A 12,449-nucleotide genomic window follows, 5' to 3' on the forward strand; every position below is an offset into this window, starting at 1 on the left:
GTTTTCGTACTTTATAATATAATTCCCCATGAATAGTTTTTATATCATAAACATCAATGACTTCCAGACACCTCTACAAGGGAAAGCCTTCTCGGCAAAATTAACGATCGGGCGATTTTCAAAGCGGCTCATAGGCAAAGAGCGAAAAATCCGCCGCAACGGCTCGGCCGGTGATATCGAAGGCGAACATGCCGGCAAAGGCACCGGTGAAGGAACCGTGTTCGCCGCGTCCGCCTTCGTCGGAAATCACGCCGGCATCGAGCACTGGACCGAAGGGCTGCCAGTTGCCGCCGGACGAGGTGCGATGGAAGAACTGCAGGTCATTGTCGTTGACCTCCAGCGCCAGATGTACCGGGCCATCCGCCAGTGACTCGCCGCTGCCGACGGGAAAGATCATCCGCGAATGCGGGTAATCGCCGGGGCAGGAGTACAGCGTGATGACGCGGCCGAGCTGTTCATGCAGGGTGACCGCCACAGCATGGAACTTGTGGCGGTTATAATAATGCGTCAGCCCCGCCGCCTGCTGATAGGTGTCGGGCGAAAAATCCAGCACGGTTTCCGTCCGGAAGGCGTGATGCTCCTGCCGGCGCGCCACAAGCGCCTGCTCGAACCATGATCCGATGCTTTCGCGCCCGTAAAGCCGCAGAGCACCCGGCCGGACGGTCAGGCTGAAGATGCGCTCCGGCTCCGGCGTGCGCAGCCACTGGAAATCCGCAGGAAGCTCCGGGCCCTCGAAGGTCGTTTCGATGCGGGCATTTTTCGGATGCGTCTCGGCGCCGTTCGGAGCTTCCACCTCGACTGCCGGCACGGTGCCGCCGTCGGCGAGATACAGCCAGTCGTCCCGCCAGACGCATTTTTGCAGCGCCGTCTCGCGCCCGAGCGTGCAGCGGCGTTTCGGCGCAAGCGGCCGGCCGCAGAGATGGCTGTGATAGGCCTCGCCGTCCGGCGTTTCTACATATTGCCCGTGGCCGGCGCGCTGCAGCGGCGCCTCCGGGTGATCCTTGGACGTGATGAGATGCGTGTGCGGATGCATCTCGTAAGGTCCGTCTATGGTTTTCGCGCGCGCCATCGTCACCGCATGATCATAGCCGGTGCCGCCTTCAGCCGTCGTCAGATAGTACCAGCCGTTGCGCTTGAAGAGATGCGGGCCTTCCACCAGCCCGAGCGTGCTGCCGGCAAAGATGTTCTTGACCGGGCCGACGAGGCGGCCGGCCTTGGCATCCCATTCCTGCAGCAGGATACCGTCGAAGGCCGGCGTTTTCGGCGCGCCGCCATAGCTTTCGGTGCGGTGGTTCCACTGCATGTTGACGAACCACTTTTTCCCGTCATCGTCGTGAAACAGAGACGGGTCGAAGCCGGAAGAGTTCACATAGACAGGATCGGACCATTCGTCCTCGATATTTCTGGCCGTCACGATGTAGTTGTGGGCATCCTTGAAGTTGCCATCCAACCGCTTCACTTCCGTGTAAACCAGGTAGAACAGGCCATCCGCATAGGAGAGGCACGGCGCCCAGATGCCGCAGCTGTCGGGATTGCCGCGCATGTCGAGCTGGCTGCGGCGTTCCAGCGGCCGGCGCACCAGCGTCCAGTTGGCAAGATCCTTCGAATGGTGGATCTGCACGCCCGGATACCATTCGAAGGTGGAGGTGGCGATGTAATAATCCTCGCCGACGCGGCAGATCGAGGGATCGGGGTTGAAGCCCGGCAGAATGGGATTGCGGATCATGGTTGCTCTATCTCCGGTGCAGCGTCGTTCAGGTTACGGCCGACCGCGCCCTGTCCCGAAGGCGCGGCCGGCGTCCGCTCTCAGCGCAGCAAGGCCTGGGCCTCGTCGATGCCCAGTGCCGCCGGCTGTGTGCAGGTCGTGGTCATGTCAATGAACCGGCCCTCCTCGCCCGATTTGAGGATAGAGGTCATCACGTCGATGCCATGCAGCGCGCGCTCCAGCGAGCAGCGCGGATCACGCCCGTCGATCAGCGCGATCGCCATGTCGGCAAGGCCGGCCGTGCGGTAATTGGCGCGCGGACCGTTCGGGCTCTCTTGGTTGACCTTGCCGAAGGGATGATCCCAAGCCTCCAGCGGCTTGATATCCTTGTTGCGGCCGGAAGCTTCCACGGTGCCACCGAAGAAGTTCGGGTCCGGCACGTAGAGCGAGCCTTCGGTGCCATAAAGCTCCATATTGGCGTGGCGGTGCGACCAGACATCCCAGCTCGCCGACAACGTGATCGTCGCGCCGCTTACAAATTCCAGGAGCGCGTGAATGTTCGTCGGGGTTTCCACCGGGATCGTCTGGCCTGCCAGCGGCTGGCTGGAGATCGTACGCGTCGGATTTGCCATAGAGGTGAGCGCCCCCACCCGCTTCACCGGCCCGATGAGGTTGATGAGGTTGGCGATGTAATAGGGCCCGAGATCGAGGATCGGCCCGCCGCCGGCCAAGAAGAAGAAGCCGGGGTTCGGATGCCACATTTCCATGCCGGGGCTCATCACATGGCAGGTGCCCGACGTGATGCGGCCAACACCGCCCTCGTCGATATATTGACGGGCCAGCTGATGCGAACCGCCGAGAAAGGTATCAGGCGCACAGCCGACCGCCAGCCCCTTCGCCTTCGCCATCGCCTGCAGCTCCTCGCCCTCTTCAAGGGACAGAACCAGCGGCTTTTCTGAATAGACGTGCTTTCCCGCCTGAAGGATCGACTTCGACACGGCAAAATGCGTGGCGGGAATGGTGAGGTTGACGATGACGTCCAGCTCGTCATTGGCCAGAAGCTCGTCGACGGATTGCGCCGCCACGCCATACTCTTCGGCGCGCAGTTCGGCGGCGCTGCGGTTGATATCGGCGCAGGCGCGGATGTTCAGGCCCTTGAACAGCGGGGCCAGCGAAAAATAGGTGGTGGAGATATTGCCGCATCCGATGATGCCGACACCGAGTTCCTTGGCCATGGGGCGCTCCGGGAAGATGACATGTGTGGGAAATAGCGTCTGCCGGCGTGCATATCGAATGGCGGGGCCGGCAGTGTTGCAGACGATAAGAAGGGGCAGCCGTCACCGCCCACCCCTTCCAAAAGCGGTCAGTAGCCCTCGAAAGCCGCGATCGAGCGCGTGATCAGCCGGTCGAGATCGTTTGGATTGTCGTGCTCGACGACGTAATATTCGACGGCCGTCGAGGAAAGCGCCGCGACCAGATCCTTCCACGCCACCGTGCCATGGCCGACATCGGCCCAGCCGTCCTCGTCGGTGTTCTCGCCGGCCGGCGCGATGTCCTTGACATGAACGGCGCTGATGCGCTTGCCATAGCTTTCGATCCAGGCGAAGGGATCGGCCCCGCCGCGCACCACCCAGGCAATATCGGCCTCCCAGGACAGTTCCGGCCCGCCAGCCAGGATCTGCTCCTGCGGCGTCGAGCCGTCGGACAACGTCTTGAACTCGAAATCGTGGTTATGCCAGCCGAACACATAGCCCGCATCGCGGAAGGGTTTTCCAGCCTCCTGCAGGCGCTGGCCGAAGGCGAACCAGCCGCTGGCATCGGAGGGGCGCAGGTCCGGCAGCAGATAGGGGCAATAGATGGCCTTGATTCCCAGCGTTTCGGCCACTTTCAGCGCCCGCCGTGTTTCCTTTTCCAGCATGTCGAGGCCGAAATGGCCGGTCGGCATGGTAAGCCCCGCCGTATCGAGATCGGCCCGCAGCGCCTTCAGCGCCGCATCGTCCATCGTCGCATAGATGCCGCCATAACCTTCTACATGGGCATAGCCTGCCGCCGAAAGCTTCGAGAGCGTTTCGCTGAGCGGTGGAAAGTTGCGGGCACTATAGAGCTGGAAGCCGAGTTTGGTCATGTCATCCTCCCGGGCCGGACGGCCCTTTTCTTGACGTATGGTTCAGCCTGCGACCGATGAAGAGGCAAGGTCGTAGATGCGAAATTGCGGAGCCTCCGACAGCGGTTCGCCGGCGGCGGGCAGATAGGTGATCCGCCGGCTTTCGCCTGCTGCCAGATCAAAGGCATTGTCGGAAAAGCGCCCGGGCGTATCGGTCTCGATCATCACAAAGAGCGCCAGACCGTCGGACTGCACCAGAATGTCGAACCCACCCGCAGGCGCCGGTGACACGGTGGTGGTGAGCCGCGCCGGTTGAAGATCCAGCCCCTTGTAGGTGCCGGGCACGAAATGTCCCTCGCCGCCCATGCCGTTCGAGGCCGAAAAGTGCCAGGCGAGCAGGCAATCGGGCGGGATGTCCGCCGCCGGAATAGTGATCGCCGTCACCGCCGCATCCGGCGCGACAAGCGAATCGATCGACAGCACGTCGCGCCGTTCACCCGACAGCGTCAGCAGCGACACGGCAAGGCTCACCGTCACGTCCGACAGCGTATCATTGACCAGCGACATCCGGATCTCGGACCCGTCTTCGGAGCGGATGGCGGCCACGGCAACCGGCTGAAAAAACCGCCGCGCGAGATAATGCAGCACTTTCCAGCTGCCGCCGTAATCGAGGCTCGACCAGGACGCCACCGGCCAGGTGTCGTTCAGCTGCCAATAGAGCGTGCCCATGCAATGGGGTTTGAGCGAACGCCAGTAATCGACCGCGGTGCGGATGGCGAGCGCCTGCTGCACCTGGGACAGATAGACGAAATTGGCAAAGCCTTCCGGAAAGCGGAAATACCGGAACATCGTTGCCGCGATCCGCTCATTGCCGCCGGCATTCTTCTGGTGCCATTCCATCACCGGCGAGGCGATGTTCATATCCCGGTCGCCGGCATAGGTCCTGATCACTGGCAGCGAGGTATAGGACTGGAAGCCGAATTCCGAGCAGAAGCGCGGCTTCACCGCACGGTAATCGGCAAACGGCTTGTTCTCGTGCCAGACCGACCAGTAATGCATGTCGCCGGAGCCATCGGCATGCCAGGCATCGCCATAGTCCATGTAGCCGGTGGAAGGGCTCGACGGCCACCAGATCGCCTCCGGCACGGCTTTGCCCAGCGCCTGCTCGATCGTCCGGTTCAGCCGGTCGTAAGAAACGAGATAGCGGTCGCGGTTCTCGACGGATTCCTTGAACCAGGTGAGCGCGCCGACCAGCTCATTGTCGCCGCACCAGAGCACGATGGACGGATGCGAGGAGAGCCGGCGCACCTGGTAATCCACCTCGGCTGTGACACTGTCGAGAAAATCCGGCGTCGAAGGATAGAGGTTGCAGGAAAACTGAAAATCCTGCCAGACCATCAGCCCCAGTTCGTCACAGAGGTCGTAGAACCAGTCGGCCTCGTAGAAACCGCCGCCCCAGACGCGGATCATGTTCATGTTGGCGTCGACCGCCGATTGCAGAAGGTCGCGCGTCTTGTCGCGAGATGTCAACGAAAACAGCGCATCGGCGGGGATCCAGTTCGCGCCCCGGCAAAAGATCTCGCGGCCATTGATGGCGAAGGCAAACCGGCTGCCCGCCTCGTCCGGGTCGGTGATGAGTTTTACTGTGCGAAGACCGATCTGGCGGATGACGGTCTCATCGGGCAGGTCCACCGTCAGCCTGTAGAGCGCCTGCTCGCCGTTGCCGGATGGCCACCAGAGGCGCGGCTGATGAATGCGAAACACATAACTGACGTTTGTCTCGCCGGGCTTTACCCCGCAATCAAGCTTGACGCGCTCCTCGCCCAGTTCCAGCGCAAGCGCCACGTAGCCTTGTGCTTCGGCATGCAGCGTCACCGTCACCGTCACGTCGACACCGGTCTCGTCATGCGCCTGATGGGTGACGACATGCTCGATGCGGGCCGTTTCCAGCTTCTTCAGGGCAATCGTGCCGTAGAGCCCGAGCGGTGCCAGCGCGATATTCCAGTCCCAGCCGAAATGGCATTGCGGCTTGCGCAGCATGTTTCCGTTGGGGATCGGCGAATTGGCGGTGGAATAGGGAATGTAGAAGGGCTGGCGGGCCTGCCGCGCGGCCCCTTCGCGGATGCTGGAGGAAAAGACAATGCGGATGCGGTTGTCGCCCGCCTTCAGCGCCTGTGTCACATCCGGCCGGTAGCGGCGAAAGGCATTGTCGGCGGCAAGCACCACCTGCCCGTTGATCTCGATCGTCGCCACCGTATCGAGATCGGTCACGTCGAGATACCAGTCGCCACCACTATCCTCGAGCCAGAAATCCTGCTCGATCTGCCAGTCGGTCTCGGCCACCCAGCGAAGATCCAGTTCATTGCGCTCGACATAGGGATCGGGGATCAGGCCGGCATTCTTCAGCGCGGTATGCACATCGCCGGGCACCGGCATCAGGGCTGCGGTTTCCTCGTCAAGCGAGGACAGGCGCCAGGTGCCGGCAAGATCGATCATGGTCATGGCGATTTTCCTTCGGCAGCGCTTTGGGGCGTGGCGGACGCGAGGAGAAAAACCCCCTCTGGCCTGCCGGCCATCTCCCCCACAAGGGGGGAGACAGATCCCCGAAAGCGCACCGTTTCCTTCGGCTCATGCCGGCAAAGGGTCATAGAAAGAACTGGGCGGCAGCCCCATCGGTTCTCCCCCCTTGTGGGGGAGATGGCCGGCAGGCCAGAGGGGGCCTTCTGTCTGCACGCCACAGCCATCAGATGCGGTCTTCCGTCTCGGCATCGAACAGCGAGGCCATGCTCATGTCGAAGGCCATGCGCACGCGGCTTCCCGGCGCATAACGGCGCGCCCCGCCGATGCGCACCGACATCAGGTGGCCGGCATGTTTCAGCCACAAAAGATTGTCGGCGCCCATCGGCTCTTCGATGTCGACCACCGCCTCATGCGCCTCACCGCCCATGACATCGCTGTCAATGGCGATGTGTTCCGGGCGTGCGCCGAGCACCACCTTGCGCCCGGCCGAGAGCGGTTCCGATGCCTGATAGCCTGCAAGCGAGAAATTGACGCCATGGGTGGTAAACACCGGGCGGCCGTCCACCTCGCTGATTTCGCCGCGCAAAAAGTTCATCGAGGGTGAACCGATGAAGCCAGCGACGAAGAGGTTTTTCGGGCGGTTGTAAATGACGATCGGATCGTCCAGCTGCTGGATGACGCCGCTTTTCATGATGGCGATGCGGTCGGCGAGCGTCAGCGCCTCGATCTGGTCATGGGTCACGTAGATCATGGTGTTCTTCAACTGCTGGTGCAGCCGCTTGATTTCCACGCGCAGTTCCGAGCGCAGCTTGGCATCGAGGTTGGAGAGCGGCTCGTCGAACAGGAAGACGTCGACATCGCGCACCAGCGCCCGGCCGATGGCCACGCGCTGGCGCTGGCCGCCGGAGAGTTCCGCCGGCTTGCGCTTCAAAAGCGGCCCGATCTGCAGGATTTCGGAGGCGCGGGCGACGCGTTTGTCGATATCCGGCTTCGGCATCTTGGCGACCTGCAGGCCGAAGGAGAGGTTTTTCTCCACCGTCATCTGCGGATAAAGCGCGTAGGACTGGAACACCATGCCGATGCCGCGATCCTTGGGTTCTTCCCAGGTGACGTTGCGGTCCTTGATGTAGATCTGCCCTTCGGTCGGCTCCAGCAGGCCCGCAATGCAGTTCAGAAGTGTCGACTTGCCGCAGCCGGACGAGCCGAGCAGCACGAGGAATTCCCCGTCATGGATGTCGAGGTTCAGGTCCTTCAGCACTGTCACGGCGCCGAAGGAGAGCGAGAGATCGCGGATGGATACGCTGTTGGCCATGAAGTTCAGCCCTTTACTGCGCCGGCGGCAATGCCGCGGACGAACAATCTGCCGGAGACGAAATAGACGATCAGGGGCACGGCGCCGGTCAGAAGCGTGGCGGCCATGTTGACGTTGTATTCCTTCACCCCCTGCACGGAGTTGACGATATTGTTGAGCTGCACGGTCATCGGATAGCTGTCCGGCCGGGTGAACACGACGCCGAACAGGAAGTCGTTCCAGATGCCGGTTACCTGCAGGATCATGGCGACGACGAAGATCGGCAGCGACATGGGCAGCATGATGCGCAGAAAGATCTGCCAGAAACCGGCGCCATCGATACGCGCCGCCTTGAACAGTTCCTCCGGCAGCGAGGTGAAATAGTTGCGGAAGAGCAGCGTCAGGATCGGCATGCCGAAAATCGTATGGACGATGATAAGGCCGGTCAGCGTGCCGTAGATGCCGAGTTCCCGGAGCAGGATGACGATCGGATAGATCATCACCTGATAGGGAATGAAGGCGCCGACGATGAGGATGGAAAAGAACACGTCCGAGCCCTTGAAGCGCCAGTTGGCGAGCGCATAGCCGCTGACGGAGGCAACCGCGATCGATACGACGACGGAGGGAACGAGGATGCGCACGGAATTCCAGAAGCCGCGCGACAGCCCGTCGCAGTTGAGACCGGTGCAGGCGCTCGCCCAGGCCTTCGCCCAGGGCTCGAAGGTAATTTCCATGGGCGGCGAGAAAATGTTGCCAAGCCGGATTTCCGGCATGCCCTTCATCGAGGTGACGATCATCACATAGAGCGGCAGGAGGTAGTAAAGGGCGGCAACGATCAGCAGTCCGTAGAGGATGATATTGCGCTGCGACAGCACCTTGCGGGGCCTTGCGCCGCTCGGCCCGGAACCGAGCCGGCCGGACACGGCATCAAGGCCGGCCGCGGTGGTGTTGAGGGTGGAAATATTAGCCACGCTTCTTTCCTCCGAATTCCAGATAGGCCCAGGGGACGACGATGATGGCGACGGTCAGGAGCATCATGGTGGAGGCGGCAAAGCCCTGGCCGAGATTCTGCGCCTGGAACATGTAGTCGTAGACGTATTTGGCCGGCACTTCCGATGCGATGCCCGGCCCGCCGCTCGTCTGCGCCACGACGAGATCGTAGACCTTGACGATGCCGCTTGCGATGATGACGAGCGTGGTGATGAAGACCGGCCGCATCATCGGAATGACGATGAAGAGATAGGTGCGCCACATCGGGATACCGTCGACGCGCGAGGCCTTCCAGATGTCTTCGTCGATGCCGCGAAGCCCCGCCAGCATCAGGCACATCACGAGCCCCGTTCCCTGCCAGAGGCCGGCAATCAGGACGCCGTAGATGACGATGCTGGAATCATAGAGCGGATCGAAGGTGAAGGTGGACCAGCCGAGGCTGCGCACAATCGACTGCACGCCATATTCCGGGTTGAGGATCCACTGCCAGACGAGGCCGGTGACGATGAAGGAGAGCGCAAAGGGATAAAGAAAGATCGTGCGGAAGGTATTTTCGAAGCGGATCTTCTGGTCCATGAGGGCGGCCAGCAGAAAGCCGATGGCGAGGCTGAAGATCAGCGACAGCACGCCGTAGATGGCGAGATTCTGGATCGAGATCACCCAGCGCGGCGCATCCCACAGGCGGTAATACTGGTCGAGCCCGACAAAACTGGAGCGCGGCAGAAGCTTGGAATTGGTAAACGAATAGACCACCGTCCACAGCGTGCCGCCGAGGAACACGCAGACCGCGACGAGGATCATCGGGATCGAGGCGATCTTGGAATTCAGGTTTCGAAAGAGCTGGTTCGGCCGGCGGGTTGCGGCACGGCTTCCGGAGCTGGAACTTGAACCGGAGCCGGCACCGATGCCGGGCTGGGCGCTGGCGGTCGCGCGGGTGCTCATGCGGGCATCCTCCTCAATGGCTGCCTCGGGCGGCAAACCCTTACCTATGTCAGGCAAGGCTTTGCCGTCAGGCGGTCGCGCAAGCGGCCGCCGGTCAAGGCTGTCTGACGTCTTCGGGATAAGCCTTCCGGGCAACGGATTGGCCCGCGCCCGGAAGAAGTCGTGCCGGCCTCACGCAAAGAACCGGCACGATGCTGATCAGTCGGCCGCGGCAATGATCTCGGCAAACCGCTTCTGGGCGGCATCCGGGGTCATGGCGGGCTTGGCGAAGAATTCCGAGAACAGATCCTCCAGCTGCTTCTGGCTGTCGGCCGACATCAGCTGGTTGGTGGAGCGCACCACATTGCCCTTGGCCAGGATTTCCAGACCCTTCTTCATGCAGTCATTGGCGGCGGCAAGATCGATATCGCCGCGGATTGGCAGCGAGCCCTTCTTCAGGTTGAACGCCACCTGCACGCCGGGGCTGACGATGGTAGACGCCAGCACTTCCTGTGCCTTGGACTTTTCCGCATCCTTCAGAAGCGGGAAGTAGAAGGCATCGCCATCGGTGGAAATGACTTCGTTGACACCGAGGCCCGGCAGGCAGGTGTAATCGACGCCGGCCTTCTGGTTGGCGAGCGCAAATTCGCCCTGCGCCCAGTCACCCATGATCTGGCCGCCGGCCTTGCCGGTGATGACCATGTTGGTGGCCTGGTTCCAGTCCTGGACATTGCTGCCCTTGGACATGCGGCGCGCATCGTCGGCTGCCTTGAAGACCTTGGCGATCTCAGGACCGGCCGCCACCTTGGCGTCCTTGTCGGCAAACACCTTCTGGAACACGTCCTTGCCGCTGATGGCAATCATCAGAACGTTGAAGGCGCCCGTCGATTGCCAGGGCTGTCCGCCGATGGCAAGCGGAATGATGCCGGCCTTTTCGAGCGCCGGCGCGGCTGCGACGAATTCGTTCCAGTTCTTCGGCACGGCGACGCCGGCCGTCTTGAAGGCGGCGTTGGACAGCCACAGCCACTGCCAGGAATGGATGTTGACCGGGGCGCAATAGATCTTGCCGTTGATCGTGCAGCTGTCGAGCAGGCTTGCAGGCTTGATGATGTCCTTCCACTTTTCCTTTTCGGCAACCGCCGTCAGATCGCGCATCAGGCCGGATTGCGCCAGTTCCTCGGCCTGGCGGCCGTGGTTGAACTGAGTGGCGCCCATCGGGTCGCCGCCGGTAATGCGGGAGATCATGATCGGGCGGGCGGTGCCGCCGGATCCGGCGATCGCGCCGTCGATCCATTTGTTGCCGGTGGCGTCAAAGGCCTTGGCCAGCTCCTTGACGGCTGCGGCCTCCCCTCCGGAGGTCCACCAATGAGTCACTTCCAGGTCCGCCGCCCCTGCATAGGTTGCGGGTAACATCGCGCTTGCCACGAGAATGGCCTTCAATGCACGCATATTCATGAGTCTCCTCCCTCACTGAAACGTTGCCGTAAAAAAACCTATGCCAAAGTCAGATCGCATGCAACCGGCCTGAGACGGATTTTTTACCAAGCAGCGCTCCATCAACCTGAACGGGCGAAGATAGCCGTTACGATCGGAACCCATTGTTTGCCTAAACTTTTGATTTTAATTTATAATTTTACGCTTTAAACCGGCTGAAAGAATTCACACCTTCGCAGGTGCAAAATTTATTCCGCGCATGCGTTGTACAACCATCGGGGCATGAATTGCGGAGCAAGGCACATTTAGCCCTCGACATTTCGACTGTAACGTTACAGTTTGTCGATCCGGAAAAATCCGGAAGGCGAGGAGGCATTCGTATTCAGGGACGAAGAAGGCGGCTATAGTGCCGCGCCTGAACCGGATGGATGTGCATGGACGACAGCAGCATTTTAAAGATCCCCGAGCGCACCGGCAGCGCGCGCCCGACCTTGAAGACGATCGCCTATATGACCGGGCTTGGCATCACCACCGTCTCGCGGGCGTTGAAGGATGCACCCGATATCGGTGCCGACACGAAAGAGCGTGTGCGTCTGGTGGCAGCCCAGCTCGGCTACCAGCCGAACCGCGCCGGCGTGCGCCTGAGGACCGGCAAGACCAATGTCATCGCGCTTGTTCTGAGCATCGAAGAAGAGCTGATGGGTTTTACCAGCCAGATGATGTTCGGGATTTCAGAGGTTCTGGCCGGCACGCAATATCATCTCGTGCTGACGCCGCATGCCCATCAGAAGGATCCGATGGCGCCGGTGCGTTACATCTTGGACACCGGCTCGGCCGATGGCGTGATCATCTCGCGCACTTTACCCGACGATCCGCGCGTTGCCCTGATGACGGAGCGCAATTTCCCCTTCGCCACCCATGGCCGCACCGATATGGGCGTCTGCCATCCGTTTCATGATTTTGACAATGAAAGCTTTGCCTATCAGGCGGTGGAAAAGCTGGCATCGCGGGGAAGACGCCGCATCGCGCTTCTCGCCCCGCCGGCCAAGCTGTCCTATTACCTGCACACCCGCATCGGCTTCGAGCGCGGCCTGAAGGCCTTCGGCGCCACGGAAGTTGCGATGGGCCGCCTCACCAGCGAGGCGTCTCTGGATACGATCCGCACCCATATGCAGGGGCTGATGTCCTCTTCGGAGCCGCCGGATGGCATCATCTCGATCAGCGGCAGTTCGGCAATTGCGCTGGTGGCCGGGCTTGAGGCGGCCGGCGCCCGCCTCGGCGACGGCATCGACATGGTGTCGAAGCAATCGGCGGAGTTCCTCAACTGGATCCGCCCGGAGGTTCACGCCATCAACGAGGACGTGCGCCAGGCCGGCCGGGAACTGGCCAAGGCCGTCATCGCCCGCATCGATGGCGTGGCACCGGAGCTCCTGCAAAGCGTCAGCAAACCGGTCTGGTCGGACATGACGCCGAAGGACTAGCGG

9 protein-coding genes are annotated in these 12,449 nt (G+C 61.7%); 1 reads left to right on the forward strand and 8 read right to left on the reverse strand.

The genetic code is table 11. The features are described from left to right. Positions 1 to 118: 118 nt before the first annotated feature. From J2858_RS06110 to J2858_RS06145, 8 genes are all read right to left on the reverse strand, one after another. Complete coding sequence (locus tag J2858_RS06110; RefSeq protein WP_210103809.1) at positions 119 to 1,726, reverse strand: glycoside hydrolase family 43 protein; 1,608 nt, start codon at positions 1,724 to 1,726, stop codon at positions 119 to 121. Positions 1,727 to 1,806: 80 nt separating this feature from the next. After that, the gene (locus J2858_RS06115; RefSeq protein WP_210103810.1) at positions 1,807 to 2,940 is read right to left on the reverse strand and encodes a Gfo/Idh/MocA family protein; all 1,134 of its coding nucleotides are present in this window, start codon (positions 2,938 to 2,940) and stop codon (positions 1,807 to 1,809) included. 128 nt (positions 2,941 to 3,068) lie between these two features. Continuing rightward, entirely contained in the window at positions 3,069 to 3,830 is a 762-nt protein-coding gene (locus J2858_RS06120) for a sugar phosphate isomerase/epimerase family protein (protein WP_210103811.1), read from the reverse strand. Between the two features lie 42 nt (positions 3,831 to 3,872). After that, positions 3,873 to 6,311 carry a beta-mannosidase gene (locus J2858_RS06125; RefSeq protein WP_210103812.1) on the reverse strand — a complete coding sequence of 813 codons (2,439 nt, stop codon included), beginning with the start codon at positions 6,309 to 6,311 and terminating at the stop codon, positions 3,873 to 3,875. 241 nt (positions 6,312 to 6,552) lie between these two features. Next, complete coding sequence (locus tag J2858_RS06130; RefSeq protein WP_210103813.1) at positions 6,553 to 7,641, reverse strand: ABC transporter ATP-binding protein; 1,089 nt, start codon at positions 7,639 to 7,641, stop codon at positions 6,553 to 6,555. A 5-nt stretch (positions 7,642 to 7,646) separates the two neighbouring features. Further along, entirely contained in the window at positions 7,647 to 8,591 is a 945-nt protein-coding gene (locus tag J2858_RS06135; RefSeq protein WP_210103814.1) for a carbohydrate ABC transporter permease, read from the reverse strand. Beyond that, positions 8,584 to 9,552: a carbohydrate ABC transporter permease gene (locus tag J2858_RS06140; protein ID WP_245365551.1), complete on the reverse strand. Its 969-nt coding sequence runs from the start codon at positions 9,550 to 9,552 to the stop codon at positions 8,584 to 8,586. Before J2858_RS06140 ends, J2858_RS06135 begins: the two co-directional genes overlap by 8 nt. A 198-nt stretch (positions 9,553 to 9,750) precedes the next feature. After that, complete coding sequence (locus J2858_RS06145) at positions 9,751 to 10,986, reverse strand: ABC transporter substrate-binding protein (RefSeq protein WP_210103815.1); 1,236 nt, start codon at positions 10,984 to 10,986, stop codon at positions 9,751 to 9,753. Between the two features lie 413 nt (positions 10,987 to 11,399). Between J2858_RS06145 and J2858_RS06150 the strand changes: the two genes are divergently transcribed. Further along, positions 11,400 to 12,446 (forward strand): LacI family transcriptional regulator, encoded by a 1,047-nt coding sequence (locus J2858_RS06150; RefSeq protein WP_210103816.1) that lies wholly within the window; start codon positions 11,400 to 11,402, stop codon positions 12,444 to 12,446. Positions 12,447 to 12,449: the final 3 nt, after the last annotated feature.

It is taken from the genome of Neorhizobium galegae, from assembly GCF_017877135.1.
Classification (GTDB): domain Bacteria; phylum Pseudomonadota; class Alphaproteobacteria; order Rhizobiales; family Rhizobiaceae; genus Neorhizobium; species Neorhizobium galegae_A.

Excerpts from the sequence above, each read along its gene's own strand:
- J2858_RS06110 (WP_210103809.1), bottom strand. The coding sequence starts at position 1,726 with ATGATCCGCAATCCCATTCTGCCGGGCTTCAACCCCGATCCCTCGATC.
- J2858_RS06115 (WP_210103810.1), bottom strand. The coding sequence starts at position 2,940 with ATGGCCAAGGAACTCGGTGTCGGCATCATCGGATGCGGCAATATCTCC.
- J2858_RS06120 (WP_210103811.1), bottom strand. The coding sequence starts at position 3,830 with ATGACCAAACTCGGCTTCCAGCTCTATAGTGCCCGCAACTTTCCACCG.
- J2858_RS06125 (WP_210103812.1), bottom strand. The coding sequence starts at position 6,311 with ATGACCATGATCGATCTTGCCGGCACCTGGCGCCTGTCCTCGCTTGAC.
- J2858_RS06130 (WP_210103813.1), bottom strand. The coding sequence starts at position 7,641 with ATGGCCAACAGCGTATCCATCCGCGATCTCTCGCTCTCCTTCGGCGCC.
- J2858_RS06140 (WP_245365551.1), bottom strand. The coding sequence starts at position 9,552 with ATGAGCACCCGCGCGACCGCCAGCGCCCAGCCCGGCATCGGTGCCGGC.
- J2858_RS06145 (WP_210103815.1), bottom strand. The coding sequence starts at position 10,986 with ATGAATATGCGTGCATTGAAGGCCATTCTCGTGGCAAGCGCGATGTTA.
- J2858_RS06150 (WP_210103816.1), top strand. The coding sequence starts at position 11,400 with ATGGACGACAGCAGCATTTTAAAGATCCCCGAGCGCACCGGCAGCGCG.